The sequence below is a fragment of the Streptomyces sp. NPDC086989 genome (assembly GCF_044745505.1).
Classification (GTDB): Bacteria; Actinomycetota; Actinomycetes; order Streptomycetales; family Streptomycetaceae; genus Streptomyces.
In genome coordinates, this window is record NZ_JBIVAL010000006.1 from 506638 (window position 1) to 532957 (window position 26320).

Consider the following 26320-nt stretch of genomic DNA (forward strand, 5'->3'; position numbering starts at 1 on the left):
CCGCCCCCGGTCGGACAGCCCTCAGGCGTGCGCCGGGTCGCCGGGGCCCGGGCGCCGGCCCCGCTGGGCGGTCAGCACGCACAGGCCCGCCACCAGCCACACCGCGCCCACCACCTGCGCCGTCCGGGAGGCCTCCACGATCACCGCGACCGTCACCGCCGCCCCGAGCACCGGGACCAGCAGGTGCTTCCACCAGACCGGGTCGCCCGCCCCGCGCCTGACCACGAACCAGCCGACCACCGAGGCGTGCAGCAGCGTGAACGCCACCAGCGCGCCGACGTCCACCACCGAGACCAGCTGGTCGAGCCCGTCGTCGCGCCGGGCCGCCCACACCGCCGCGACCAGCGTGATCGTCGCCGCCACCAGCAGCGCCGGCCGCGGGGTCCCGTCCGAGGTGCGCGCGAGCGCCCCCGGCAGCCGCCGCTCCCGGGCCATCGCGAACACCAGCCGGCCCGCCGCCGCCTGCCCGGCCAGCGCCGCGAAGGCCGCCCCGACCGCCTTGCTGGCCGCGACCAGGTCGTGCAGCCAGGAGCCGGCCGAGGACTCCACCGCGTCGTAGAAGGCCGGCCCCTGCTGCGCCGGATCGGCGGCCAGCTCCGCCGAGGACACCGGCATCAGCAGCGCCGCCAGGTAGCCCTGCACGACGAACAGCGTCCCGGCCAGCACCAGGCAGAACAGCACCGCGCGCGCCACCCGCGCCGAACCCCCCGTCACCTCCTCCGCGAACGAGGCGATCGCGTCGAAGCCGAGGTACGACAGGACCGCCACCGACACCGCGCCCAGGACCGCCGTCAGGGAGAACCCCAGGGAACCGTCCCCGGTCAGCGGCGAGAGCCAGCCGCGCTGCGCCCCGCCCCGGGCCAGCACCGTCACCGCGGCCACCACGAACACCAGCAGCACCGCGATCTCCATCGCCAGCACGGCGAACCCCACGCGGGCGGCCGCCCGTACGCCCCACAGGTTCAGCGCGGTGGTCACCAGCACGGCCAGCGCCGTCCACACCCACCGCGAGACCTCCGGGACCAGCGCGTTCATCGCGATCCCGGAGAACAGGTACGCGACCGCCGGGATCAGGAGGTAGTCGAGCATCGCCATCCAGCCGGCGATCAGGCCGGCCCCCTCGCCGAGCCCCTTGCGCGCGTACGTGAAGACCGACCCGGCCTGCGGGGCCACCTGGACCATCTGCGCGTACGAGAACGCCGTGAAGGCCATCGCGACCGTCGCGAAGAGGTAGACGAGCGCGACGGCGCCGTGCGATTTCGCGTCGAGGGTGCCGAAGACCCCGACCGGGGCCATGGGGGCGATGAACAGGAGCCCGTACACCACCAGGTCCCGGAAGCCGAGGCTCCGCCGCAGGGCCGGCTTCGGCGCCGTGCCGGGGTCCGTCACGGACGCCATCATTCCTCCGGGGGGCGGTCGGCTCGTACGTTCGACCCAGTCTGTGCCGAACGGGCGACGCCCGGCCTCCTGGAGACCCCCGTACGATGGACCACATGACTGCTGCCGCCCCTGCTCCCGCTTCCCGACGCGTCCTGCTCGCCGCCCCGCGCGGCTACTGCGCAGGCGTGGACCGAGCCGTGATCGCCGTCGAGAAGGCCCTTGAGCAGTACGGTGCGCCGGTCTACGTCCGGCACGAGATCGTGCACAACAAGTACGTCGTCCAGACCCTGGAGAAGAAGGGCGCCATCTTCGTCGAGCGGACGGAGGAGGTCCCCGAGGGCTCCATCGTGATGTTCTCCGCGCACGGCGTGGCGCCCGTGGTGCACGAGGAGGCGGCGGCCGGCAAGCTCGCGACGATCGACGCGACCTGCCCGCTGGTCACCAAGGTGCACAAGGAGGCCATCCGGTACGCGAACGAGGACTTCGACATCCTCCTCATCGGCCACGAGGGCCACGAGGAGGTCATCGGCACCTCCGGCGAGGCCCCGGACCACATCACGATCGTGGACGGCCCGCACGACGTGGAGAAGGTCACCGTCCGCGACGAGTCGAAGGTCGTCTGGCTCTCCCAGACCACCCTGTCGGTCGACGAGACCATGGAGACCGTCGACGCGCTGAAGACCAAGTTCCCGCTGCTGGTCTCCCCGCCGAGCGACGACATCTGCTACGCCACCTCGAACCGCCAGGCAGCGGTCAAGGTCATGGGCGCCGACTCCGACCTGGTCATCGTCGTCGGCTCCAAGAACTCCTCGAACTCGATCCGGCTGGTCGAGGTCGCCCTCGACGCCGGCGCCAAGGCCGCCCACCTGGTCGACTTCGCGAGCGAGATCGACGAGGCCTGGCTGGAGGGCGTCACCACGGTCGGTCTGACCTCGGGCGCCTCGGTGCCGGAGGTTCTGGTCGAGGAGGTCCTGGAGTGGCTGGCGGCCCGCGGCTACGGCGACGTCGAGATCGTCAAGACGGCGGAGGAGTCCATCACCTTCTCCCTGCCGAAGGAGCTGCGCCGCGACCTGCGCGCGGAAGCGGCCGCGCTGGTCGCCGAGAAGTAGGCCCCCGCCCGCGAAGTTCCCTACGGTGTCTCCATGCAGATCTTCGGCGTGGACATCGGTGGTTCCGGGATCAAGGGCGCTCCCGCGGACCTGGACCGTGGCGAGCTGGCGCAGGAGCGCCACAAGGTACTGACACCGCAGCCGGCCACCCCCGACGGGGTGGCCGGCTGCGTCGTCGAGGTGGTGCGCCACTTCGACTGGGATGGGCCGGTGGGCGTGACGTTCCCCGGAGTCGTCACAGGCGGCGTGACCCGTACGGCGGCCAACATGGACAAGGGCTGGATCGGCGTCGACACGGCGTCCCTGCTGTCGAAGCGGCTCGGCGGACAGCCGGTCACCGTCCTCAACGACGCGGACGCGGCCGGGATCGCGGAGATCACGTACGGCGCGGGCAAGGGCCGGGGCGGGACCGTGATCGTGCTGACGCTGGGCACGGGCATCGGCAGCGCCCTGTTCACGGACGGCCGGCTGGTGCCGAACACGGAGCTCGGCCACCTGGAGCTCAAGGGCCACGACGCCGAGAAGCGGGCTTCGGTCAAGGCCAAGGAGGACGGGGACCTCACCTGGGAGCGCTGGGCGCACCGGGTGCAGAGGTACCTGGAGCACGTGGAGATGCTCTTCTCCCCGGACCTCTTCATCATCGGCGGCGGCGTCAGCCGCAAACCGGAGAAGTTCCTCCCCCTGATCGAGGGCATCCGGGCCGAGATCGTCCCGGCGAGGCTCCAGAACAACGCGGGCATCGTGGGTGCGGCGATGGCGGCGCGGGCGGCGCAGGCCGGACGGGGTTCGGCGGGCTAGCCGCGTCGGGCGCGGCGAGCGGGTCGGCCGGGTCGGCCGGGTCAGGCGGGTCGGCCGGGTCAGGCGGTCCGGCCGGGTCAGGCGGTCCGGCGGGGGAGCCTCCGGCGGGAGATCAGCACCGCCTTCCGCACGACGACGATCAGCGCGGAGACGAGGGTTCCCCCGTACAGCCAGCCGGCGTGCAGCGACAGGGCGGACACGAGTCCCATCACCTCCGCGCCGAAGCCGCCGGAGCCGCCCGAAAGGGGCCAGACCCCGGCGGCGAAGGCGATCGGCGCGGAGACCGGCGCGGTGATCAGGTCGGCGGGGCGCACCCAGAGGGCGGTGGCGGCCGCGACCGGCAGGAAGAGCAGCCCGTACGCGAGCAGCGAGCCGTCGAAGAGGAGCCAGGCGATCCCGGCGGCCAGGTTCATCGCGACGCAGGCGAACAGCCCGCCGCCGAGCCCGGTCAGCCGGGGCCGCGGCATCCGGCGGGCCGGCGCGGGCCGGGGCCGGCCGCCCTGGGCGGGCACACCGCCGACGGGCCGGTCCGGGCGCCGCTCCTGCGCCCGCTCCGGCTGCTGTCGCTGGGGGTGATCCGCCGAACGCGTCCTGTATTGCTCCACCCCACCACGCTAGGCGGGGCGAGCACGGTTCCGGTGTGGGGACACGCGTACAACGACTGCCACTCATCGGAAAGTAAACTGTCCGGTGGCCCACCCCGGGCCGCCGCCCCCTCCAGCTACGGGAAGTCGCCAACGTGTCGCTCACGATCGGAATCGTCGGCCTGCCGAATGTCGGCAAGTCGACCCTGTTCAACGCCCTGACCAAGAACGACGTGCTGGCGGCCAACTACCCGTTCGCCACCATCGAGCCGAACGTCGGCGTCGTCGGCGTCCCGGACCCGCGCCTGGCCGTCCTCGCCGGCATCTTCGGCTCGCAGCGCATCCTGCCGGCGACGGTCGACTTCGTCGACATCGCGGGCATCGTGCGCGGCGCCTCGGAGGGCGAGGGCCTGGGCAACAAGTTCCTCGCGAACATCCGCGAGTCGGACGCGATCTGCCAGGTCATCCGTGCCTTCAAGGACGAGAACGTCGTGCACGTCGACGGCAAGGTCTCGCCGAAGGACGACATCGAGACGATCAACACCGAGCTGATCCTGGCCGACCTCCAGTCCATCGAGAAGGCGGAGCCGCGCCTGACGAAGGAGTCCCGCCTCCAGAAGGACAAGGTCGCGGTCCTGGCCGCCGTCGTCGAGGCGAAGAAGATCCTCGAGGCGGGCGACACCCTCTTCTCGAAGGGCATCACCAAGGGCACGGAGCAGGGTGACCTCCTCCACGAGCTGCACCTGCTAACCACCAAGCCGTTCCTCTACGTCTTCAACGTGGACGAGGACGAGCTCGTGGACGACGCCTTCAAGGCGGAGCAGAGCGCACTGGTCGCCCCGGCGGAGGCCATCTTCCTGAACGCCAAGCTGGAACAGGACCTCTCCGAGCTGGACGACGAGGAAGCCCTCGAACTCCTCCAGTCGGTCGGCCAGGACGAGCCCGGCCTGGCCACCCTCGGCCGCGTCGGCTTCGCCACCCTGGGCCTGCAGACCTACCTGACGGCCGGCCCGAAGGAAACCCGCGCCTGGACCATCAAGCAGGGCGCCACGGCCCCCGAGGCCGCCGGCGTGATCCACACCGACTTCCAGCGCGGCTTCATCAAGGCCGAGGTCATCTCCTTCGCGGACCTGGTCGACTGCGGCTCGGTCGCCGAAGCCCGCGCCAAGGGCAAGGCCCGCATGGAGGGCAAGGACTACGTCATGCAGGACGGCGACGTGGTCGAGTTCCGCTTCAACGTGTAATCGAACAGTTACTGCACGCTAGATAATCCGTCAAGCGGGCAGGTCAGAAGGGGTCGACTCCTCGGGGAGTCGACCCCTTCGCCGTCACCGTGCTGGATGGGTGCTGGATATTCTGACGTTTGATCAGCTGGCGTCAGGTGTCGTAAACGGTGGAGCGATGCCCGACGTGCACGACCCACACCACGAGCTCCCCGTTGTCGATCGTGTAGACGACGCGGTAGTCGCCGACCCGCAGCCGACGGCGTTCCGGCTGCGACACGAGCGCGGTGGTGTTGAAGCCGAGAGGGTCGCTCTCCAGTTCGGTCAGCTTGGCCAGGATGCGCAGCGCCATGTCGCGCGGGATCTTCCGAAGCTCGGCCTGCGCCTCTGGCCGGAAGACGGTTCGGTACTCACTCACCGCGCGCCAGCGTCTCCCTCATGATGTCCTCGATCGGGATGCCAGGTGCCGGGTTGGCCATGCGCTCGTCGATGATCCGGTTGATCTCGCGCTCTTCCCACTCCTGGTACTTGCGCAGCACCTCGATGGAGACCACGGCGGCGACTTCCTTGCCTCGGCGCGTGATCACTGTGGGTACGTCGTCGCGATCCGCGCGCTCTACCACCTCAGCCAGGTGTGCGCGCACGTCGCGGATGGACTCTATGGGCAGCGGCTGCGTCATGCGCTCAAGCGTACCGAGTGTGCCATGTGTACACCACCTTGCCGGGCGGCGTGGTGCTGGATGTGCTGGATGAACTCGCACCGTGCTGGATAGGTGCTGGATAGCCACTTCCGGAACCGTGTTTGCGCAGGTCGGAGCTCTGAGCTGAACGTTCCGCTTCAACGTGTAGCCAGCTATGTACCGCAACGCAGATGATCTAGCAAACGTGCAGGTCAAAGGGGTTCGGCTCTTCGGAGTCGGACCCCTGACTGTTTCCCGTGCTGGGATGGTGCTGGGAAATGTGACCCCACGTCACTCTCATCACCCCTGCTCACTCCTGTCGTGCTGGGATGCAGGCGAGGCTTCTGCGCTGCCGTCCGCGCCTTCGCCTGGTCCGTCACCTCATCGCCGGGCGCACGACGCGCATCTCGGCGAGGCCCTACTGGGTGTAGCGCAGCCGGCAATTGCTCTTTATGGCTGCATCGTGGCCGTTTGCGGGGTGCTTGCAGGTCCGTCGCGGGGGCTGAAGTCGCTCGGTGCCGCAGCGACGTCCCCCTGGCTGCTTCACCCTGCGCGAGGGGTGTGGGGAGTGGTACGTTATTAGGCCATCGAGATCGTCTCGAAGCACGGCAATGCTGTGCTCGTCTCGGCAGAGGACTACGCGGCGCTGCGCGAGGGCTCGTATCTGCTGCGCTCTCCGGCGAACGCTCGCCGGCTCCTCAAGGCGTACGAGAACGCCCTGGCGAACATCAACGTGTCGGAGCGCGAGCTGATTGATCCGGACTCGGCGGACGCGGGTGCGGGTGCCGCGTGAGGCTTGTCTTCGAGGATCAGGGCTGGGAGGACTACACGTCCTGGCTCAAGAACGACCGCAAGGTGCTCGCTCGAATCAACAAGCTCATCGAGGGCGTGAGGCGTGACCCGTTCTCGGGGATCGGCAAGCCCGAACCTTTGAAGTACCACCTGCCTGGCGCGTGGTCGCGGCGGATCGATGACGAGCACCGGCTCGCCTACCTGGTGACGGACCGGGAGATCATCGTTCTGGCCGCCCGCTACCGCTACTGATGGCTGGCTACGAGTCAGAAATCAGGTGTCGTGAACGGTGGACCGGTGTCCCACGTGAACGACCCACACCGCCAGTTCTCTGTCGTCGAGGGTGTAGACGACGCGGTGGTCACCGACGCGCAGACGGCGCCGTTCGGGCTGGGACACGAGTGCGGTGGTGTTGAAGCCGAGGGGGGCGGTCTCCAGCTCGGTCAGCTTGGCCAGGATGCGCAGTGCCATGGCGCGGGCGACGGGCTTCGTCGCGGTCGCGCGAGCCGGAAGGGGTCGGACTCCGACGAGTCCGACCCCTTCCGGGTGACGGGGTGCGGTCAGCGGCTGCGGGGGGAGTCGGACGGGCGGGGGCGGTCCTGGGGCATCTCCATGCCCATGTCCTCCCGGTCCATGTCCTCGGACATGGGGTTCTTCCCCTGCTTGGCTTCCTGCATCTTCTGCTTGGCCTGCTCCTTGAGCTTGTTGGCCTTGTCCTGGGGCGGCTGCTTCTTCGCCATGCCGGTTTCGCTCCTCGAAGAGGGTGAGGGGGACGTCCACCACCCTGGCACCGGGGCGTCACTCACGCATCTCGGAGCCTCACTCTAGGTGATCGGCCGGGTGAAGTGGGCCGACGCGAGGACCGAGCCCCCCGGGGTGAGGAGGCGGGCGCCGGCCAGGGTCGTGGCGTTGACGTCGGCCGTCGCGACCCAGTAGCCGTAGCCGTCCTGGAGCGAGAACGTGCCGAGGCGGGTCATCGTGCCGTCCGTGTGGTCGAGGACGCAGCTGACCTCGGGCATCGGCTTCTCCAGGTCCACCGACATGTACACCCAGCCCTTCGTGCCCGGATGGGCGAAGACCTGGCCCACCTCCCGGCCGTTCGTGATCAGCGGCGCCTGGATCAGCTGGGCGTTCGCGCGGGCCGCCGGGGACACCGGCGCCGCGGCCTGCTCGATCGCCGTGCCCGCCGCCCAGCCGCCGAAACCGCAGGCCACGGCCAGGGCCGCCACCACGGCCGCGACCCGGGGCCGCATCAGCCACCGCCGGCCGGGCGACCGCGCCGGCGCCGGTACCCGGGACGGCTCCGGCGCCGGGGGCGGCAGGAGGGCGGCGGTGACGCGGCTCTCGAAGCCGACCGGAGGCTCCGTGCCCGGCAGCAGGCCGAGCAGCCCGTCGCCGACCAGGGCCAGCTGCTCGATGTGTCCCCGGCAGCCGGCGCAGTGGTCCAGGTGGGCGACCGCACGGGCGCGCTCCCGGGCCGGGAGGATGTCCAACGCCAGCTCGGCGTCGAGCTCCCTCAGCTGCTCGCAGCTCATCTCGCTCATCGCCGGATCTCCTCGGCCCCCAGGGTCCTGCGCAGCTTGTGCATCGCAGTCCGGATCCGCGTCTTGGCCGTCCCCAGCGGGACCTGCTCCATGTCGGCGATCTGCTGCGCGGTCAGCCCGTAGATGCCGGCCATCACCAGGGCGCGGGCCTGCTCCCGGGGCAGGGCCGCCACGGCCGCCCGGATCCCGGCCGAGGTCTCCGCGGCGACCGCGTGCTGTTCGGGGGTCTCCGTCATGATGTCGATGAGGGCGTCCAGGTCCTCGGGGGCGACCGGACTGGCCCGGCGGGCCCGGACCGCGTCGATCGCCAGATGGTGTGCGATCGCCGTCAGCCAGGTCCGTACGGAGCCGCGCCGAGAGTCGTAGACCTGCGCGTGCTGCCACGCCCGCTCGAACGTCTGCTGCGCGATGTCCTCGGCGAGCTGCGCATCGCCGACCACTGCGATGGCCACGCCGAAGACGGTGCCCTGGAAGCGGCGCACGAACGCGACGGCGATCTCGGGATCACCCGTCGCCAAGCCCGACAGCAATGCCTCGTCCGGTGCACGCCCGAGCGGGAGGCCCATTCTCTGCACATCAGGAGATACGTTCGGGCTCCCCGGATGGATTGGTTCCGGTTCATGGGGAAACACCCCTTAATTCTGCCCCCGCCTCCCGTTCCTGTGCCCAATCCGCCGGCGCCGCTCGGCCGTATCCCGTGGGTACGAGAACACCGGAGGGCCGAGCCATGACAGGAACACTCACCCGGACCGGCCGCGTGGGGCCGGGGCTGGCGGCCGGAGCGCTGGCGGTGCTGCTCGCCGCCTGCGGGGGCGGCGGCTACGGAGGCGCCGGGAACGGCCCGGCGGCGACCCCCACCCCGCCCGCCGCCCCCGCCGCCCCCGTCACCCCGGCTCCGGCCGCACCGGCCTCGACCCGGGTCACCGCGGACCTGAGCGACTTCCACATCGCCCTGTCCCGGACGGCGTTCACGCCGGGGCCCTACACCTTCGCCCTCAGGAACACCGGCCACCACGAGCACGCCCTGGAGATCGAGGGGCCGGGCGGGGAGCAGCGTTCCAAGACCCTGGCACCGGGGGAGAACGGGACCCTCGACATCACCCTCAAGGAGGGTGCGTACGAGCTCTACTGCCCGGTCGACGGGCACAAGGACCTCGGCATGAAGACGCAGATCACCGTGGGCGCCGCCATGAACGGCTACTGAGCGTCCCCCACCGGGCGGTAGGTTGCGTGCAGGCGTTACCCGGCGCGGCCGGGCCCATTCGAGGGGTGAGGGGCATGCGGCGCAGGGCGGCCGAGGTGATCGACGCGGGCGAGGCGCTGCACGCGGCCGCCGCGGCGCTGCTGGCCGACCACCGCAGGGCCGTCGACGCCGTCCGGGAGGCCTGGGCTCCGATCCACGCGGAACTCGCCCGCCGCGAGCTGGTGCGGATCCCCGTCGACCGGCTGACCCACGTCACCGAGGGGCGGCTGCGGGTGGCCGCCATCGAGGCGGCCGGCCTCGACACCGTGCAGGGGGTGCTGGACGCCGGGCGCCACCGGCTCCGGCAGATCCCCGGGGTCGGGCAGCAGACCGCCGACCAGGCGCTCGGCGCCGCCCGGCAGCTCGCCGAGGCGGTCGGGGAGACCGTCGCCGTACATCTGGACGTCGACCACCCCGATCCCCGGACCACCGCCCTGGTGGCCGCCCTCCAGCTGCTCGTCGAGGCGGGGCCGGACGCCCGCCGGGCCGTGGAGGCGGCCACGGCGCTCGACGCCGGGCTGGGGCCCCTGCTCGCCGACGCCAGGCCCGCCGCCGGCCGGCTGCGGCTGTGGTTCGCGGGACGGGAGAGGCGGAAGCGGGCGCTGGGCGCCCTCGAAGGGATCGGCCGCCAGACCGCGCGGGCCGTCGCCGAGGGGGTGCCCGTCCTGCTCGGACAGGCATCGGTCGACCTGCTGCGCGGCCCCGCCGACGAGGCGGCCGCCTGGGTCGACTTCGAGCTGCGCTCGGCCGAGTACTACGGCCTGCTCGCGGAGATCACCGAGCGGGCGGGGGGCGGCCCCGACCCGGCCGCCGCCCAGGGGTTCCTGCCCGACGCGCTCGCCGAACGGGTCCGCGCCCAGGCCCTCGACGGCACGCACAGCCGGGTCTCGCTGCGCGGGTACCAGGCCTTCGGCGCCCGCTTCGCCCTCGCCCAGCGACGGGTGATCCTCGGCGACGAGATGGGGCTGGGCAAGACGATCCAGGCGCTCGCGGTGCTCGCGCACCTCGCCGCGCAGGGCCGGCGCCACTTCCTCGTGGTCTGCCCGGCCGGCGTACTGATCAACTGGACCCGGGAGATCGAGGCGCGCAGCACCCTGCGCGCGGTCGCCCTCCACGGTCCCGGCCGGCACGACGCCTTCGCGGACTGGCGGACGGAGGGCGGGGTGGCCGTGACGACCTTCCAGGCGCTGACCGGGTTCCCCGAACTCGCCCCCGGCGAGCTGGGGATGCTCGTCGTGGACGAGGCGCACCACGTCAAGAACCCGCAGGCGCAGCGCTCCCTGGCGGTCGCCGCGTGGGCCGCCCGCTGCGCATACGTCCTGTTCCTCACCGGCACGCCGATGGAGAACCGGGTCGCGGAGTTCCGCGGTCTCGTACGGGTCCTGCAGCCGGAGGCGGCCTCCGGGATCGGCGACGTCGGCACGGTCGCGGGTTCCAGGGCGTTCCGCAAGGCGGTGGCACCCGCGTACCTGCGGCGCAACCAGCGCGACGTGCTCGCCGAACTGCCCGGGCTCCAGTGGACCGACGAGTGGGAGGAGCTCAGCGCGGCCGACCGGGACGCCTACCGGGAGGCGGTCCGGGCCGGCAACTTCATGGCGATGCGCCGGGCCGCGTACGCGCGGCCGGAGCGGTCGGCGAAGCTGCAGCGGCTGCGCGAGCTGGTGGCGGAGGCCGCCGCCAACGGGCTGAAGGTCGTGGTGTTCTCCGCGTTCCGCGAGGTGCTCGGGGCGGTCGAGGCGGTGCTCGGCCCGCAGCGGTCCGCGCCGGGGCACGGCGGCCGGCTCTTCGGGCCGATCTCCGGGAGCGTGCCGCCCGCCCGCCGCCAGCGGCTGGTCGACGGTTTCGGCGCGGCGGCCGGGCACGCGGTACTGCTGGCGCAGATCGAGGCGGGCGGTACCGGGATCAACCTCCAGGCGGCGTCGGTGGTCATCCTCTGCGAGCCGCAGGTCAAGCCGACCATGGAGCAACAGGCGGTGGCCCGCGCGCACCGGATGGGCCAGGTGCGCGCGGTACGGGTGCACCGGCTGCTGGCCACGGACGGGGTGGACCAGCGGATGCTGGAGGTACTGGAGCGCAAGGCGCGGCTGTTCGACGCGTACGCCCGGCGCAGCGCCGTGGCGGAGGCTGCGCCCGAGGCGGTCGACGTCTCGGACACCTCGCTGGCCCGGCGCATCGTCGAGGAGGAGCAGGCACGGCTCGGCGCCGCGCGCGCCCGCTGACCGCGGGGCCGGGCCGGGCGGGCGGCGCGTCCAGGCCGGAGACCGCCGGCGCAGGCCGGAGCCGCCGACGCCGGCCGGAGCCCGCGGACGAAGGTCAGAGCCCGCGGACCGAGGCGACCGTGAAGGTGGTCGGCGTGCCCGGGCCCATGGGGCCGCCCTTGTCGAACTGGGAGCGGACCACCAGCGTGCCGCCCGCGGTGTGGCTGAGCGTGGTCGGGATCTGCAGCGCCGGGTCGGTGAGCTTCCGGGTGAGCCGGGCCCGCGTGCCGTCGGGGCTGAGGTGCCACCGGGTCAGGGTGTTGGTGGTGTTGTGGGCCACCCGCAGGGTGCCGTCGGGCGCCAGGTCGAGGCCGTCGCCGTGGGTGAGGTCGCCGCCCTGGAGGGCGACGCGGGAGATCGCACCGGTGCGCAGGTCGACGCGGTGGAGGTCGCCCGCGGTCATGTCCACGGCCAGGAGGAAGCGGCCCGCGGGGTCCGAGACGATGCCGTTGAGGGAGAAGCTGCCCGCCGGGGACGGGGTGAGGTGGCCGCTCAGGTCGTACGCGGCGAGCAGCGGGCCCGAGCCCGCCGCCAGCTGGGCCGGGGTGACCCGGTAGATCACCGCGCGGACGCTGTCGGTCAGGTAGGCGGTGCCGTCCGGGGTGATGGTCAGGTCGTTGACGAAGAGCCCGGCGGTCCCGGTGACCTCGAAGTGGGCCAGGCGCCTGCCCGACGCGGTGTCGTAGACCGCGACCCCGGAGGTGGAGTCGGTCACCCACAGCCGCCCGCGCGCGTCGACGCGCAGGCCGTTCGCCGTGTGGCGGCCGTCGGTGCCGGCGGGCAGGAAGACCTCGGCGGTGCGCCGGCCGGGGCGGGCCCGGTAGACGGTGCCGTCCGCGTACGAGCCGACGTAGACGGTCCGGTCGCGGGGGTCGGTGGCTATGCCCTCGGGGTAGACCTTCTCGCCGGGGAGGGTGAAGGCCGTCGTGATGCGCCCGTCGGACGCCTGCGCCGACTGGGCGGTCTGCGCGGCCTGCGCGGCCGGGGCCGCGCCGAGGGTGAGCGCTGTGGTCAGGGTCACGAGGGTGAGGGGCAGGAGCTTCTTCAGCACAGTGGATGTCCTCTTCCGTATAGGTGACCACGAATCTAAGTTAGAGCTCTAATGTATGCAAGAGCATTAGGATGCGGGAATGACCTCCATGCCTCCCCAGGAGCGCATCGGCTCGCACGTCAAGCGCGCCGAACAGGCGCTTCTCGCGGCCAAGAACGCCGCCCTCAAGCCCGCAGCGGTGACGGTTCCCCAGTACGCCGCCCTGCTCTGGCTCTCCGAGAAGCCGGGCATCTCCGCGGCCGCGCTCGCCCGCCTGTGCGGGGTGACGCCGCCGACGATGAACACCGTGCTGAAGAACCTCCAGGAGCGCGGGCTCATCGAGCGGACCGTGCACGAATGGCACCGCAACGTGCTCGAAACCCGGCTGACGGAGGAGGGCCGGGCCGCCATGGAGCTGGCCGACTCCGGTGCCGTACGGGTGGAGCGGGCGCTGGCCGCCGCGTTCTCGGCGGCGGAGCGGGAGCAGTTGATCGACCTGCTCGGGCGGTGCGCGGAGGCCCTCGACGCCCAGCGGTGATCCGCCGGAGGTATGAGCCTCCGGCCGTGTGCGTGTCCCCGCCTGCCCTGCCTGCCCTGCCCTGCCCTGCCCTGCCGTCCCGACCGGGACGGCCGCGACCGTTCGGAGCGAAGTCCGTGCACCAGTACCCGCCCAGGCGCTCGCTGCGCGCGAAGGGGATGACCGCCGTCGTGGCCTTCGCGCTCCTGCTCGGCGGCGCCGGCTTCGCCGCCTGGAAACTCGAGTGGTTCTCCGGCAACGGGAACTCGGTGAGCTTCGGCAAGGCTCCCGCCTCCGCCTCCGCCTCCGCCGCATCCGGCACGGGCGGGGAGTCCCCGGCGGCGCCCTCGGCCTCCCCGACGCCCACCGGCGACCCGGACGTGCTCCTGCCGGCCGGTCCGAGGTCCAACTTCAAGCAGACCGCCAAGCTCGACGACGGCACGGTCATCGCGAAGTCCCGTGTCGCGGGTGCCGAGTCCGGCTTCGAGGGCGACGTCTGGGTGTGGACGCCGAAGGAGTACGGCGAGGCGCAGTACGAGAAGAGCGCCTTCCCGGTGCTCATCGCCCTGCCCGGCGGCAACGGATTCCCCGAGAACTACTGGGCCGACCGCAGCCTGGGCCTCCAGAAGGCCATCAGCGACGGTGTGAAGGCCGGCACCAGCCTGCCGTTCATCGTGATCATGCCGGTGCTCAACCCGGACGCCAAGTACTACTACGACGGCGCCGACATACCGGGCCAGCCCCGGATCGGCACCTGGCTCACCGAGGACGTCCCCGCGTTCACCCGGGCCAACTTCCGTACGTACCGGTCCCGCGACGGCTGGGCCTTCATGGGGTCCTCCTCCGGTGCCTTCGTCGGCATGAAGGCCGTCCTGCAGTACCCCGACCGCTTCAAGGCCGTGATCGCCAGTGGCGGCGAGATCGTCCCCGACTCCCCGCTGTGGAAGGGCCACCAGGCGGAGATGGACGCGAACAACCCCGAGAAGCTCGCCGCGAAGCTGATCGACGCGGGCGGTCCCGAGGTCTACATCAACTTCCAGGTCGGCACCAAGGAGACCGGGAAGGACCGGATGGTCAGGTTCCAGCAGCAGTTCGGCAAGGGCCCGGTCAGGACGACCATCCGCGACATCCAGAACGGCGAGCACAACGGCTGGCACTACGTCCGGGGCATGAGGGAGGGCTCCCTGGAGTGGATCAGCAAGGTCCTCAAGGGGCCGCAGCCCGCAACCGGCTGACCGGGCCGGCCGGACCACCCGCCTGAACAGGCCTTCCGCACGGAATCCGGGCCCCCCGTGTCACGCACCACGTCCCGCCGGTCCCAGGCAACCCATCCGATCGTTGACACCTCTGTAAGGGGTGTAAGGGGGACCGATCGGTCCGACCCGCGCTCTTCGGGAGCGCCGGAGAAGGAACGGGACAAATCCGTGCAGCATGACCAGCTTCAGAGTGAGGGCGGCCTCCTGGCCGAGGAAGGCCCGCCGACCACGGGCCGCCGCCGTCCCAGGCGCCTGCGCAGGCTCGTGATCAGCGGTGCGCTGGCCTTCGTGCTCGCCGCCGGGGGCGGCGCCGCGGCGTACAAGTACAAGCTCTTCTCGGACATAGGGGATCCCGTCTCGTTCGGGAAGGTCCAGCAGTCGGCCGCGGCCGCGGACATCCGGCCGGGGGTGAGCATGCCGACCGGGCCGAAGGCCTCCTTCGTACGGACGTACCGGCTGCCCGACGGCACGCAGATCGGCCGGACCACCCTGACCGGCGCGAAGTCCGGGTTCACCGGTGACGTGTGGGTGTGGGTGCCGAAGGAGTACGACGACCCGAAGTACGCCAAGAGCGCCTTCCCGGTGCTGATCTCCCTGCCGGGCGGCCGGGGCTACCCCACGAACTACTGGGGAACGGGCCCCGGCCTCGGCCTGGAGAAGGCGGTGAGCGACGGGGCGAAGGCCGGTACGAGCCTGCCCTTCATCCTGATCATGCCGGTGCACAACGCCGACACCAAGCACCACTTCGACGCCTCGGACATCCCCGGAGAGCCGAAGATGGGCACCTGGATGGTCGAAGACATCCCGGATTTCACGAGGGCCAATTTCCGGACCTTCACCTCCCGCGACGGCTGGGCCTTCATGGGCTCCTCGGCGGGCGGGTTCGGCGCCTTCAAGCACGTCCTGAAGTACCCCGACCGCTTCAAGGCGGCCATCGCGAGCGGGGTCGACATCGTCCCGGACTCCCCGTTGTGGAAGGGGAACACGCAGGCCATGGACGAGAACAACCCCGAGAAGCTCGCCGAGAAGCTGATCAGGGAGGGGGGTCCGGACGTCTACATCAACTTCCAGATCGGCACCAAGGAGACCGGCCGGGAGAAGGCCGAGAAGTTCATGAGCGAGTACGGGAAGGGCCCCGTGCACACCACGCTCCAGGTGATCCAGGATGGTGAGCACAATGGGAAGTCGTACGTACGCGGCATGAGGGAGGGCGCGCTGGAGTGGATCAGCAAGGTCATGCTGGCACCGACCCCCGACCCCGCCGTGCGATGACCGCAGTGGCCAGGGGTGCGTCCGCCGCGGCCGTGGCGGGGGTGGCGGCGGTGCTCGCCGTCGGCTTCGTCAAGGCGACGGACAGGGACGCGCACGCCGTGCACCCCTTCCCCGGCGTCGGCGTGCTCATGGCCAACGGGGAGCACTGGTGCACGGCGAGCGTCGTCGACAGCCCCAAGGGCACGGTCGTCGCGACCGCCGCGCACTGCGTGGCCCCGGCGGGCGAGGACGGCGTGCCCGGAGCGGTCGCGCACGACGGCCGGGCCATCGGCGACCTCTCGTTCGCCCCCGCGTTCACCGGCGAGGGCGAGGGCCGCCAGCCCCTCGGGGTGTGGAAGGTCCGCGCGGTCCACGTGGACGAGCGCTGGACCAGATGGGGCGAGGACACCGCCGACTTCGCGTTCCTCAGCATCGAGCCGGACGAGGACGGCCGCACGGTGCAGCAGGCGGTCGGCGGCGCAGCGGAGGCCCCCAAGCCCGACTGGACCTCCGGGTACGAACGGGACGTGACGGTCGTCGGCTATCCGGAGTCCGACCGCAACCCGCAGAACAAGCCCGTCTCCTGCACGACCCAGACCGGCCACGACCAGGACGACCCCGCGATGCTGTACATCAGCTGCGCGGGCTTCTGGACGGGCACCAGCGGGAGCCCCTGGATCGCCGACCGCGGCGGTCCGGGGAACCCGGGGCGGCTGATCGGGGTGCTGAGCGGCGGGGACACGGACGTGGACTCCACCGCCGCGCTCTTCGACGAGAGGGCCAAGGCGCTGTACGAGCAGGCCGCGCGGGACTGACGCCGGTCCCGGTCCGGCCCCGCCGGGTGGCCCGGCCCGCCGCTAACCCCTGCGCTCGGTGCTGACGATCACGCACACCGCCACGACGACGATCGCGCCGCCGACCAGGATCGGTACCGTCAGGGCCTCGTCGAGGATCAGCGCGCCCAGCGCGACGGCCACGACCGGATTGACGTACGCGTACGTGGCGACCAGCGACAGCGGCGCCCTCTGCAGCAGCCACGCGTACGCCGTGAAGGCCACCAGCGAGCCGAAGACGATCAGGTAGCCCAGCGCCAGCCAGGAGGCGGCGGAGTAGCCCGCCCAGTCCATCGCACGGTGTTCGCCGCGCAGCAGGCCGACGAGGATGCCGCCGGTGCCGCCGGCGAGCATCTGGTACGCGCTGCCCGTGAACGGGTTGCCCGGGAGGGACAGCTTCGACGCGGCGAACGAGCCCAGCGACCAGAGCACGGACGCCGTCAGCACCAGCAGCACCCCCCAGAGCCGCACCGCGCCGGTGATGCCCGGGCCGGTCAGCACCGCGAGCCCGGCGAAGCCCAGCAGCACCCCGCCGACGGTGGGCAGCGCCGGCCGGTCACCGGTGGCGCTCCGCAGCACCACCAGCCACATCGGCACGGCAGCGACCAGCAGCGCGGCCAGGCCGGACGGGATGGAGGTCTCGGCCAGTACGACGAGGCCGTTGCCGCCGAGGACCAGCAGCAGGCCGACGAGGGCCGCGGCACCGGCCTGCGCACGGGTGGCCCGCAGCGCGGCCGGCCCGTACCGCCAGGCGACGAGACCGAGCAGCAGCAGGCCGGCCGCGATGAAGCGGGTCCCCGCGGACAGGAACGGCGGCATGGTCCGGACGACCACCCGGATGCCGAGGTAGGTGGATCCCCAGAGGACGTAGACGAGGGCGAGCGCGACCCACACGGCGCCGGTGACCTTGCGGGCGGCGGACTGCGGCTGCTTGCTCTCAGCGGTCTCCGAGGTGCGCATGAACGGGATCCTAGGGTCGGTGGAGGTTACACGCTTCCCGGATCTCAGCCCTTGAGCAGGGCGTTCAGCTCCCCGTACGGCAGGGAGGCGTCCAGCGCGGTGTACGTGCCGCCCGCGATCAGCTCCTCGGCGGCGCGGCGGACCACGTCGTACGCGGCCGACGCGACCCAGGATCCGAGGCTGACGCGGGCGGCGCCGAGGGCGCCGAGTTCGGCGACGGACGGGGCGCCGGGGCCGACGAGGACGTTCAGCGGCGCGTCGATGCCCTTGGCGAGCTCGCGGACGGTGGCCGGGTCGGTGACCCCGGGGACGAAGATGCCGGAGGCGCCCGCGCGGAGGTAGGCGGCGGCGCGCGCGAGGGTCTCGTCGAGGCGGCCCTCCGCCTCCCCGAGGCCGAAGAGGAAGGTGTCGATGCGGGCGTTGATGTACAGCGGGACCCCGGCGGCGTCGGCGGCCGCCCGGGCCGCGGCCACCCGCTCCGCGTGATCGGCGGCGGCCCGGGTGCCGTCCTCGATGTTGACGCCGACCGCCCCGGCGGCCAGTACCCCGGCGACCGTCTCGCCGACCCCGGCGGCGTCGGCGCCGAAGCCGCCCTCGATGTCCGCGGTGACCGGGACGGAGACGGCGGCCACCACCCGGGAGACGAGGTCGAGGGCGCGGTCGCGGGTCAGTGCGTCCCCGTCGGGCGCGCCGAGGGACCAGGCGACACCGGCGCTGGTGGTGGCGACGGCGGGGGCCCCGGCGGCCTCGACGAGACGGGCACTGACGACGTCCCAGGCATTGGCCAGGGCCAGCGGGGCGGCCGGGTCGTGGAGCGCGGTGAACCGGCGGGCGAGATCAACGGTGGTGGTCATGGCCCCAGTTCACCAGACGCCCGCCGTCCCGGGCTGGCGATTTCCCGACACGTACGCCGGCGCCGCCGCACTACGTCCACCCCGCCTTGAGGCCGGCCCCGCACAGGGGGAGGACCGCCGTGCGGCCCTGGAGGGGGTCGGTGGGGGACAGCGGGCCCACCGCCGCCCAGCAGGCCGCCGCCGTGGGTTCCACGAACAGGCCGCGCTGCGCCAGGTCCCGGCGGGCCGCGCGCAGGGCCTCCTCCGGGACCGTCAGGAAGGTGCCGCCGGAGGCGCGGACCGCCGCCAGGATCTGGCGGGCCCGCGGCGGGGCCGGGATCGCGATCCCGTCGGCGAGGGTGGGCAGCTGCTCCACCGGAGCGGCGTCCTCCGCGCCCGCCGCGAAGGCCTTGGCCAGCGGGGACACCGCCTCGGCCTGGACCGCGATCAGCGCGGGCGGTTTCACCCCGCGGCGGGCCAGCTCCGAGACCGCGAGGGCCGCCCCCAGCAGCAGGGTGCCGTTGCCGACGGGGACGACGAGGGTCTCGGGCAGCCGGCCGCCGAGCTCCTCCCACACCTCGTACACGTACGTCTTCGTCCCGTGCAGGAAGTACGGGTTGAAGACGTGGCTCGCGTAGAAGACCCCGGGGAGGTCGGCGGCGGCGCGGGCCGCGAGCGCCGTGGCCTCCCGGCCGCCCGGCACGAAGCGGACCGCCGCGCCGTGGGCCCGCATCTGCTCCGTCTTCTTCTCCGGGGTGCCCTCGGGTACGAACACCTCGCACTTCAGCCCGGCCCGCGCGCAGTAGGCGGCCACGGCCGTCCCCGCGTTCCCGCTGCTGTCCGCGATCACCCGTTCCGGGGCCAGCCGCCGGGCCAGTTCCGCGAGCATCACCGCGCCGCGGTCCTTGAAGGACAGCGTGGGCATCAGGAAGTCGAGCTTGGCGTGGATCCGGTCCCCGAGCGGGACCAGCGGGGTGTTCCCCTCGGAGAGCGTCACGGAGAACGCCCCCGGGAGCGGCAGCGCGGAGCCGAAGCGCCAGAGCGAGGGGGGTCCGGCGGCCGGTTCGAGCGGGGCGGACGGATCGGGCGTGAAGTCGAGGTCCCACGGTCCGCCGCACAGGGGGCAGCACCAGGGGGCCGTCCGGGCCTCGGCGCGCGTGGCGTCCTCGGGGCAGACGTAGCCGGGCAGTGCGTGCGTCATGTGGAGAGCGCCTTTGCTCATTCATGGCCGTTGTACGGCACGGATGTTACGCGTCCGCCCTGCTCTGGTGGTCAGGCGAACGGGCGCGTCCGCCTTTCGGAGGCGCGGCCGGCAGACCCGAACACGGTGACCGGGCCCGAGTGCGGGGGCGACCGTTACGGCGGACGCCGCCGCTGCGTACTATTTCGGGCATTCGTTCGCGACCCCCGCCGTGATGGAGCCCCCCGCCCCGTGAGCACCCCGCCGCCGCCCCACTGGTCCGCTCCGACGCCGCAGCCGGCGTACGGGGAACCGGCGCTCAACGGCTTTGCGCTCGCGTCGCTGCTGGTCGGGCTGTTGTGCCTGCCGCCGCTCGGCGTCGTCTTCGCGATCGTGGCACTCGTGCAGATCGCGCGGAAGGGGGAGCGGGGCCGGGGGCTCGCGATCACGGGCCTGGCGGTGTCGCTCGTGATGACCCTCGTCCTCGTCCTCGTCACGGACCGGGTCGCGGGGCGGCTGTTCGACCGCCTGGACACCATCCAGCAGTTCGAGGGCGTGGAGGGCGAGTTGACCCCCGCGGACGACATGCGGGCCGGCGACTGCTTCAACGTCCCGGGCGGGGACCTGTTCGCCGAAAGCCCCTTCATCTACCGGATCGCCTGCACCGAGGTGCACGAGGGGGAGGTCACGTCCTCGACCCGGTTCGCCGGCCGCGCCTTCCCCGGGGGGCCCGAGCTGAGGAGGGCCGCCACACAGGCGTGCTGGAAGGCGCAGGACGCGTACGCGATGGACACGTGGGCGCTGCCCTCGTACGCGGACATGTTCTACTTCGCGCCCTCGCGCGAGTCGTGGAGCGGCGGCGACCGGCGCTTGCTCTGCGTCATCGGCACGGCGGACGAGGACCACCGCGGCAGCCTGCGCAAGGACGCCGGGATGCTGAAGCCGGAGCAGGTGGCCTTCCTGCGGGTGATGAACGAGGCCGACCTGGCGATGGGCGGCGAGCCCGAGGAGGCCATCGACGAGGCGCTGCCCCGGTATCTGGACTGGGCCCGTGCGGTGGACGTCGCGCTGGCCGCGGAGGGCTCGCTGCTGGACGGGGCGAAGGAGCGGCCGGAGCTGGCCGGGCCGGCGCGGGCGCAGCTCAAGGAGGTCGAGGCGGCCCGCGCGGGCTGGCAGCGGGCGGCGAGGGCGACGAAGCCCGCGGCGTTCCAGGACGCGTGGGACGAGGCTTCGGGCGCGCTGTCCGTGGAGACGGAGAAGGCGCTGCGCGGGGCGTACGGGCTGGCGACGACGGTGCCGGACTGGCTGGCGGACCAGTCGGGCGGCGGCTCGGCCGGGTCAGCCGGGGCCGCCGGGGCCGCGGCGTGGCGAGCCGGCGAGGATACCGCGAGGTAACGCTCGGTAACGGGTTTCAGTGACCTGGCTTCATCACTTCGGGTGAAACTCTGGCCCTTGCTTGCGGCGCACAACCGTCGGTTGCCAGGGTGTAGCTGTCTGTCAACCTGATGGGAGTGGCCAGTGACTTTCGGTGAGCAGCCGGCCTATCTGCGCGTCGCCGGGGATCTGCGACGGAAGATCGTCGATGGGTCCCTGCCCCCGCACGCCCGGCTCCCCTCGCAGGCCCGGATCCGCGAGGAGTACGGGGTCTCCGACACGGTGGCGCTGGAGGCGCGCAAGGTCCTCATGGCGGAGGGGCTGGTCGAGGGCCGGTCCGGATCGGGCACGTACGTACGGGAGCAGCCCGTGCCGCGGCGCGTCGCCCGCTCGGGATACCGCACGGGCGGGACGTCGACGCCGTTCCGGCAGGAGCAGGCCGACGCCGCCGCCCGCGGGACGTGGGAGTCCAGCAGCGAGCAGGCGGCCGCACCGGCGGAGATCGCCGGGCGGCTCGGCATCGAGCCGGGCGAGCGCGTCATGCGGACGCGGTACGTCTTTCGCGACGCGGGGGAGGCGATGATGCTTTCGACCTCCTGGGAGCCGCTCGCGGTCACCGGCCGGACCCCCGTGATGCTGCCCGAGGAGGGGCCGCTCGCCGGTTCGGGGGTCGTCGACCGGATGGCCGCGATCGACGTCGTCGTCGACAACGTGGTGGAGGAGGTCGGGGCGCGGCCGGGCCTGGCGGAGGAGATCATGCTGCTGGGCGGGGTCCCGGGGCACGTGGTCCTGGTGATCGGCCGTACGTACTTCGCATCCGGACTGGCGGTCGAGACCGCCGACGTGGTCGTTCCGGCGGACCGCTACCGCCTCTCGTACCACCTGCCCGTCCGTTGAGCGGAGCTCCCCGGGGGTCCTCCCGGGGAGCCGTCGGCGCACGACGGGTGACGGGCCGTCATGGACCCGGCGGATTTCGGCGCGATGGTGATCGCCCCCGCCGTCCGGTTCCTCGGCCTCTTCGGGCCGTCCGGCCGCCGCGCCGCGGCCCGCCCTCCCCTCGCCGGCCGTTTCGCGGCCGGACTCCCCCTCGTTCCATGGCCGTTGAGCGCGCGGTTGACCGGGCGGGCCGCCCCCGGACGCGCCGTCCGCGAACCGGCGCACACGGCCCACTCGTACGCATGGCCGGATGCGTACGCCGCTGAGGTACCTCTTCGTGAAAATCCGTATCCGCTCCGTAAAGGTCGGGCGTAAGCTCGGGCATATGCGCAATGCGGTTTCCCGGGCAGGTACATCGGCGGAGGGTGAAACGCGATGAACGACAGCGGTGCCCTGCTCCCATGGCTGGTCATACGTCAGGACGACAACGGCAACCGCTACCGGGTGGGCCGCTACCCCACCCGGGCCGAGGCCCAGAAAGTCGTCGACGGCCTCGAAGGCGGAGGCCACAAGCAGCTGTACTGGGTCGAGCGGGTCGGTCAGACCGCCACGACGAACTGAGCATCCCCGCGTTGACATAGGCTCCGCCCCATGACGGTACGCGTGGTCGTGGGCGGAGCCCTTTGTCATGGGGGGCGCCTGCTGGCCGCCCGGCGCAGCGCACCCCCCGAGGTGGCCGGACGCTGGGAGCTGCCCGGAGGCAAGACCGAGCCGGGGGAGTCGGTCCCCCAGGCGCTCGTGCGCGAACTGCGCGAAGAGCTCGGCGTGGAGGCCGAGCCGCTGGAGCGGATCCCGGGGGAGTGGCCGGTGCGGCCCGGGCTCGTCCTGCACGTGTGGACCGCCCGGCTGCTGTCCGGCGAGCCCGCGCCGCTGGAGGACCACGACGAGCTGCGCTGGCTCGGGCCGGAGGAGCTCGACTCCGTGGACTGGCTCGAACAGGACCGGCCGGCGGTGGCGGAGGCCGGTCGCCGGCTGCGCGCCGAGCGCGCCGAGCAGCACACCAGGTCGCACGGGGGCGCGTGACGCGCATGCACTGGGCCGTCTGCGCCACAGTGCGCCGGTGCATGGGCATCGGGTGGTACGACGCCCTGAATATCGGGTATGTCGCTATTAGTCCCTATCGTGTACTGCCCCTCGTGGCTCTGTCCCTGCGGAATCGGACTGGGGTCGTTGCCGGCCCGGGAAGTGATCGGCGTGATCGACACAGACGGTGAATGCGCCGAGTGGGCCTTCCCCGCAGAGCCCGGCGCCGTCCGCACCGCCCGCCAGGCCGTCCGCGGCACGCTCACCTCCTGGGGCCTGGACTCCGTCGGCGACATCACCGTCCTGCTGGTCAGCGAGCTGGTCACCAATTCACTGCGGTACGCCTCCGGCCCCATCGGGGTCCGGCTGGTGCGGCGCAATCAGGCCAGTGAAAGCGCGACGGGGGGCGCCGCGCTGCTGGTGGAGGTTTCCGATCCGATTCCGGATCCGCCCCGCGCGCGGGTCGCGGAGCCGGACGACGAGGGAGGCCGGGGGCTCCACCTGGTCGCCGTCTCGGCGCGGCGCTGGGGAACCCGACACGGGAAATCGGGCAAGACCGTGTGGTTCGAGTTGGCGCTTCCTGGTGAGTAACAAGGTGAAGGATGGCCGACGATCACGGGGCATGGCTCGAAATAGTCGGGACCTTTTTGTGATCGTGAACGCCGTGCCGTGCGGGGCCGTGGTGCTGAATACTTCGGTCATGGCCGGTCCGGTTGCGGTGAGCTGGAGGGGACGGTCGCGTGAGCGAGATACCTGCGCAGGCACATCAGGCCCGTGTGCCCGGGGAGACATGGCACGACTCCCTGTGGCACAGCAGCCCGCCTGGCTCGATATATGACTACATAAAGGTCGCGTCCTTCTCCATCGGACCCGACGGGCTCATCGACCAGTGGAGCCTGCGCGCCGAGGAGCTGTTCGGGCTGACCGCCGCGCAGGCCGTGGGCCGGGACCCGGTGGACGCCTTCATGCCGCCGGAGCTGCGCGCCGGCGGGCACCGCAGGGTGGCCGAGATCCTCGACGGCAAGGAGTGGACGGGCCTCGTCCCCTTCCGCATCCCCGGCGGGGACGGCGCCCACGGTGTGGCCGAGATCTATGTGATGCCCACCCAGACCGAGACCGCCGAACGGGCCGCGCTGTGCGTCGTGGTCGACGTACGGGCACTGCGCCAGATCGAATCCGATCTGGCGGCTTCGCAGGCGATATTCGGCCAATCTCCTTTCGGCTTCCTGCTCTTCGGCACGGACCTCACCGTGCAGCGGGCCAACCGCCGTTTCGCGACCGTGTTCGGCGGCGCCGTCGAGGAGCACCGGGGCCGCACCGTCCACGACTACCTCCCGCCGCAGGAGGCCGACCGGATGGCCGAGGCCCTGCGGCGGGTCCTGGAGACCGGCGAATCCGTCACCGACCTCCAGATCACCGGCGCCGCCCCCGGCAGCCGCGAACACCGCCACTGGTCCATCAACCTCTACCGCGTCCACGGCGGCACCGGCCGCCCCATCGGCGTCGCGGGCCTCGGCACCGACGTCACCCGACGTCACCTGGCCGCCCGCGAGGCCGCCGGGGTCCGGCGCAACCTCGCCCTGCTCAACGAGGCCGGACACCGCATCGGCAACTCCCTCGACCTGGAGACCACCGCCCGCGAACTGCTCGACGTGACCGTTCCGGGCTTCTGCGACCTCGCCGCCGTCGACCTTTACCAGGGCCTGCTGCTCGGCGACGACGACCGGCCCGCGCGACCGCACGGGCCCGGGGTGCCACCGCTGCCGCCCGGGCTGGGTCCCGGACGGGCGCCCTCCGCGCCGCTGCGGCGGGTCGCCTTCGCCTCGGCGGTCTCGGACGCCCCGCTGTCGGGTCCGGGCGCGCTGGTCTCCGTAGGGGAGACCCACCGCTATCCGGCGGCCTCCCCGGGAGCACTGGCGCTGCGCACCGCCCGGCCGCGGCTGGTCGAGGGCAGCGGACCGGACGACCTCGTGCAGTCCACGCTCGTCGTGCCGATGGTCGCCCACGACACCGTCGTCGGGCTGGCCCAGTTCTCCCGCACGAAGGGCAGCGAGCCCTTCGGGGAGCGGGACCGGGCAGTGGCCGTGGAACTCGCCGCCCGCGCCGCCGTCTGCATCGACAACGCCCGCCTCTACCGGCGCGAGCACGAGCGGGCGCTGATACTGCAACGCAGCCTCCTGCCCCCCGGGGACCCCGAGGCGGCCGGCCTGGACATCGCCTGCCGGTACCTGCCGGGGAACGCGGCCACCGAGGTCGGCGGGGACTGGTTCGACGTCATCGAACTGCCCGGACACCGCACGGCGCTGGTCGTCGGCGACGTGATGGGCCGCGGACTGCGGGCCGCCGTCGCGATGGGTGAACTGCGGACCGCCGTACGGACCCTGGCGCTGCTGGACCTGGAGCCGGCGGAGGTGCTGTCCGCCCTGGACGAGATCGCCCGCGGCCTCGGCGCACCCGGTGGCTCGCAGCAGGCCTCCCGGGCGGCGCTGCACTCCCGGGACGCGGACCGCTCCGAGGTGTACCTCGCGACCTGCGTCTACGCCGTCTACGACCCGGTGACCCGGCGCTGCACGATCGCCAACGCCGGCCACATGCCGCCGGTGCTGGTGGAACCGGCGGAGCCCGGCGCCCCGCCGCGGCCCGCGCTGCTGCTGGAGGTGCCGCCGGGGATGCCGCTCGGAGTGGGCGGGGAGCCGTTCGAGGAGGTGGAGGTGGACCTTCCGGAAGGGGCCCTGCTGGCCCTGTACACCGACGGGCTGGTGGAGTCGCGGGACCACCCGCTGGAGGAGGGGCTGCGCGGGCTGCGGGACGCGCTCGCCGACCCGGTGCGGCCGCTGGAGGACGTCTGCGACCACGTGCTGAACACGCTGGACACGCGGCACGGCGAGGACGACATCGCGCTGCTGATGGCGCGGGTACAGGGGCTGCCGATGGACGCGGTCGGGGACTGGCAGCTGCCGCGTGAGGCCCGGTCGGTGGGCCGGGCGCGGGAGCTGGCCCGGGCGAAACTCCCCGCGTGGGGACTGGAGGGGCTGCTGGACACCACCGAACTGCTGGTCAGTGAGCTGGTGACGAACGCCCTCCGGTACGGCGAGGGCGAGATCCGGCTCCGGCTGCTGCTCGACCGGACCCTCGTCTGCGAGGTCTGGGACGGCAACCTGGTGCAGCCGCGCCGCCGCCGGGCCCGCGACACCGACGAGGGCGGGCGCGGCCTCCAGCTGGTCGGCATGCTGTCGGCGGGCTGGGGCACGCGCCGCACCCACCGCGGCAAGACGGTCTGGTTCGAGCTGCCGCTGCCCGGCGGCGGCTCGGAGCCCCTGACGGAGCTGTCGGCGGAACAGCTGCTCAGCATGTACGGCTGACCGTTCGGCTCCAGACCGCGTGCGGTGCGGCGGGGTGTGGGGTGCGGGGTGTGCGCAGGCGCCGCCCCCGCACGCGTTCCGGTACGCCCGTACGTCCTCCTCGGCCAGCTGCTGCGCCTGCCGCGCCAGCCCGTCCGCCCGCTGTGCCTGCGCC

General features: G+C 72.5%; 28 protein-coding genes and 1 pseudogene. 17 read left to right on the plus strand and 12 right to left on the minus strand.

What is annotated here, in order from left to right:
- Positions 1-21 precede the first annotated feature (21 nt).
- Positions 22-1398, minus strand: coding sequence for an APC family permease (locus tag ACIPK4_RS17945; RefSeq protein WP_402313603.1), 1377 nt, complete (start codon positions 1396-1398; stop codon positions 22-24).
- 86 nt (positions 1399-1484) lie between these two features.
- Between ACIPK4_RS17945 and ACIPK4_RS17950 the strand changes: the two genes are divergently transcribed.
- Positions 1485-2489, plus strand: a complete 1005-nt coding sequence (locus tag ACIPK4_RS17950; RefSeq protein ID WP_054221844.1) for a 4-hydroxy-3-methylbut-2-enyl diphosphate reductase — start codon at positions 1485-1487, stop codon at positions 2487-2489.
- Between the two features lie 33 nt (positions 2490-2522).
- Complete coding sequence (ppgK, locus tag ACIPK4_RS17955; RefSeq protein ID WP_402313606.1) at positions 2523-3287, plus strand: polyphosphate--glucose phosphotransferase; 765 nt, start codon at positions 2523-2525, stop codon at positions 3285-3287.
- Between the two features lie 77 nt (positions 3288-3364).
- Here ppgK and ACIPK4_RS17960 read toward each other — a convergent pair whose 3' ends face one another.
- Positions 3365-3892, minus strand: a complete 528-nt coding sequence (locus ACIPK4_RS17960) for a DUF6542 domain-containing protein (RefSeq protein WP_402313607.1) — start codon at positions 3890-3892, stop codon at positions 3365-3367.
- Between the two features lie 134 nt (positions 3893-4026).
- On the opposite strand from ACIPK4_RS17960, the gene ychF reads away from it, so the two are divergent.
- Positions 4027-5115, plus strand: coding sequence for a redox-regulated ATPase YchF (gene ychF, locus ACIPK4_RS17965; protein WP_054221841.1), 1089 nt, complete (start codon positions 4027-4029; stop codon positions 5113-5115).
- A gap of 133 nt (positions 5116-5248) precedes the next feature.
- On the opposite strand, the gene ACIPK4_RS17970 is transcribed toward ychF, so the two are convergent.
- Positions 5249-5512, minus strand: a complete 264-nt coding sequence (locus ACIPK4_RS17970; RefSeq protein ID WP_093677539.1) for a type II toxin-antitoxin system RelE/ParE family toxin — start codon at positions 5510-5512, stop codon at positions 5249-5251.
- Positions 5505-5774 carry a type II toxin-antitoxin system Phd/YefM family antitoxin gene (locus ACIPK4_RS17975; protein WP_019434848.1) on the minus strand — a complete coding sequence of 90 codons (270 nt, stop codon included), beginning with the start codon at positions 5772-5774 and terminating at the stop codon, positions 5505-5507. Before ACIPK4_RS17975 ends, ACIPK4_RS17970 begins: the two co-directional genes overlap by 8 nt.
- Before the next feature lie 583 nt (positions 5775-6357).
- On the opposite strand from ACIPK4_RS17975, the pseudogene ACIPK4_RS17980 reads away from it, so the two are divergent.
- A pseudogene (locus ACIPK4_RS17980) lies at positions 6358-6567 on the plus strand (type II toxin-antitoxin system Phd/YefM family antitoxin); the annotation flags it as partial.
- Positions 6564-6818, plus strand: a complete 255-nt coding sequence (locus tag ACIPK4_RS17985) for a Txe/YoeB family addiction module toxin (RefSeq protein WP_402313610.1) — start codon at positions 6564-6566, stop codon at positions 6816-6818. The pseudogene ACIPK4_RS17980 and the gene ACIPK4_RS17985, both read left to right, overlap by 4 nt.
- Positions 6819-6839: 21 nt before the next feature.
- Here the strand turns inward: ACIPK4_RS17985 and ACIPK4_RS17990 are convergent, their stop codons facing one another.
- The 4 genes from ACIPK4_RS17990 to ACIPK4_RS18005 all read right to left on the minus strand — a co-directional run bounded on the left by ACIPK4_RS17990 (position 6840) and on the right by ACIPK4_RS18005 (position 8676).
- A complete protein-coding gene (locus ACIPK4_RS17990) occupies positions 6840-7130 on the minus strand; it encodes a type II toxin-antitoxin system RelE/ParE family toxin (protein ID WP_402313683.1) in 291 nt (96 codons plus the stop codon).
- Positions 7127-7306, minus strand: coding sequence for a hypothetical protein (locus tag ACIPK4_RS17995; RefSeq protein WP_054221839.1), 180 nt, complete (start codon positions 7304-7306; stop codon positions 7127-7129). Before ACIPK4_RS17995 ends, ACIPK4_RS17990 begins: the two co-directional genes overlap by 4 nt.
- A gap of 84 nt (positions 7307-7390) precedes the next feature.
- On the minus strand, positions 7391-8110 hold the full coding sequence (locus ACIPK4_RS18000) for a zf-HC2 domain-containing protein (RefSeq protein WP_402313612.1): 720 nt from the start codon (positions 8108-8110) through the stop codon (positions 7391-7393).
- On the minus strand, positions 8107-8676 hold the full coding sequence (locus ACIPK4_RS18005) for an RNA polymerase sigma factor (protein ID WP_402313614.1): 570 nt from the start codon (positions 8674-8676) through the stop codon (positions 8107-8109). The genes ACIPK4_RS18000 and ACIPK4_RS18005 overlap by 4 nt, the downstream gene beginning before the upstream one ends.
- Positions 8677-8837: 161 nt before the next feature.
- Between ACIPK4_RS18005 and ACIPK4_RS18010 the strand changes: the two genes are divergently transcribed.
- Positions 8838-9314, plus strand: coding sequence for a copper-binding protein (locus tag ACIPK4_RS18010; protein ID WP_402313616.1), 477 nt, complete (start codon positions 8838-8840; stop codon positions 9312-9314).
- Positions 9315-9388: 74 nt separating this feature from the next.
- On the plus strand, positions 9389-11572 hold the full coding sequence (locus tag ACIPK4_RS18015; protein WP_402313618.1) for a DEAD/DEAH box helicase: 2184 nt from the start codon (positions 9389-9391) through the stop codon (positions 11570-11572).
- Positions 11573-11666: 94 nt separating this feature from the next.
- Here the strand turns inward: ACIPK4_RS18015 and ACIPK4_RS18020 are convergent, their stop codons facing one another.
- A complete protein-coding gene (locus tag ACIPK4_RS18020) occupies positions 11667-12662 on the minus strand; it encodes an SMP-30/gluconolactonase/LRE family protein (protein ID WP_402313620.1) in 996 nt (331 codons plus the stop codon).
- A 79-nt stretch (positions 12663-12741) separates the two neighbouring features.
- Here ACIPK4_RS18020 and ACIPK4_RS18025 point away from each other — a divergent pair, with 79 nt between their 5' ends.
- The 4 genes from ACIPK4_RS18025 to ACIPK4_RS18040 all read left to right on the plus strand — a co-directional run bounded on the left by ACIPK4_RS18025 (position 12742) and on the right by ACIPK4_RS18040 (position 16480).
- Complete coding sequence (locus tag ACIPK4_RS18025; RefSeq protein WP_402313622.1) at positions 12742-13179, plus strand: MarR family winged helix-turn-helix transcriptional regulator; 438 nt, start codon at positions 12742-12744, stop codon at positions 13177-13179.
- A gap of 116 nt (positions 13180-13295) precedes the next feature.
- Entirely contained in the window at positions 13296-14393 is a 1098-nt protein-coding gene (locus ACIPK4_RS18030) for an alpha/beta hydrolase (RefSeq protein ID WP_402313624.1), read from the plus strand.
- Positions 14394-14582: 189 nt separating this feature from the next.
- A complete protein-coding gene (locus tag ACIPK4_RS18035) occupies positions 14583-15686 on the plus strand; it encodes an alpha/beta hydrolase (RefSeq protein WP_402313626.1) in 1104 nt (367 codons plus the stop codon).
- Positions 15683-16480: a trypsin-like serine peptidase gene (locus tag ACIPK4_RS18040; RefSeq protein ID WP_376192969.1), complete on the plus strand. Its 798-nt coding sequence runs from the start codon at positions 15683-15685 to the stop codon at positions 16478-16480. Before ACIPK4_RS18035 ends, ACIPK4_RS18040 begins: the two co-directional genes overlap by 4 nt.
- A gap of 42 nt (positions 16481-16522) precedes the next feature.
- On the opposite strand, the gene ACIPK4_RS18045 is transcribed toward ACIPK4_RS18040, so the two are convergent.
- From ACIPK4_RS18045 to ACIPK4_RS18055, 3 genes are all read right to left on the minus strand, one after another.
- Positions 16523-17458, minus strand: a complete 936-nt coding sequence (locus ACIPK4_RS18045; RefSeq protein WP_402313628.1) for an EamA family transporter — start codon at positions 17456-17458, stop codon at positions 16523-16525.
- Between the two features lie 44 nt (positions 17459-17502).
- On the minus strand, positions 17503-18312 hold the full coding sequence (locus tag ACIPK4_RS18050) for an isocitrate lyase/phosphoenolpyruvate mutase family protein (RefSeq protein ID WP_402313630.1): 810 nt from the start codon (positions 18310-18312) through the stop codon (positions 17503-17505).
- A gap of 70 nt (positions 18313-18382) precedes the next feature.
- Positions 18383-19492 carry a threonine synthase gene (locus tag ACIPK4_RS18055; RefSeq protein ID WP_402313632.1) on the minus strand — a complete coding sequence of 370 codons (1110 nt, stop codon included), beginning with the start codon at positions 19490-19492 and terminating at the stop codon, positions 18383-18385.
- Positions 19493-19723: 231 nt separating this feature from the next.
- Here ACIPK4_RS18055 and ACIPK4_RS18060 point away from each other — a divergent pair, with 231 nt between their 5' ends.
- From ACIPK4_RS18060 to ACIPK4_RS18085, 6 genes are all read left to right on the plus strand, one after another.
- On the plus strand, positions 19724-20866 hold the full coding sequence (locus tag ACIPK4_RS18060; protein WP_402313634.1) for a DUF4190 domain-containing protein: 1143 nt from the start codon (positions 19724-19726) through the stop codon (positions 20864-20866).
- A 123-nt stretch (positions 20867-20989) separates the two neighbouring features.
- Entirely contained in the window at positions 20990-21742 is a 753-nt protein-coding gene (locus tag ACIPK4_RS18065) for a GntR family transcriptional regulator (protein ID WP_402313636.1), read from the plus strand.
- A gap of 414 nt (positions 21743-22156) precedes the next feature.
- A complete protein-coding gene (locus ACIPK4_RS18070; protein ID WP_054226041.1) occupies positions 22157-22342 on the plus strand; it encodes a hypothetical protein in 186 nt (61 codons plus the stop codon).
- A 30-nt stretch (positions 22343-22372) separates the two neighbouring features.
- Positions 22373-22804: a (deoxy)nucleoside triphosphate pyrophosphohydrolase gene (locus ACIPK4_RS18075; RefSeq protein WP_376192957.1), complete on the plus strand. Its 432-nt coding sequence runs from the start codon at positions 22373-22375 to the stop codon at positions 22802-22804.
- Positions 22805-22966: 162 nt separating this feature from the next.
- Positions 22967-23395, plus strand: coding sequence for an ATP-binding protein (locus ACIPK4_RS18080; protein ID WP_402313685.1), 429 nt, complete (start codon positions 22967-22969; stop codon positions 23393-23395).
- 158 nt (positions 23396-23553) lie between these two features.
- Positions 23554-26166, plus strand: a complete 2613-nt coding sequence (locus ACIPK4_RS18085; RefSeq protein ID WP_402313687.1) for a SpoIIE family protein phosphatase — start codon at positions 23554-23556, stop codon at positions 26164-26166.
- Positions 26167-26320: the final 154 nt, after the last annotated feature.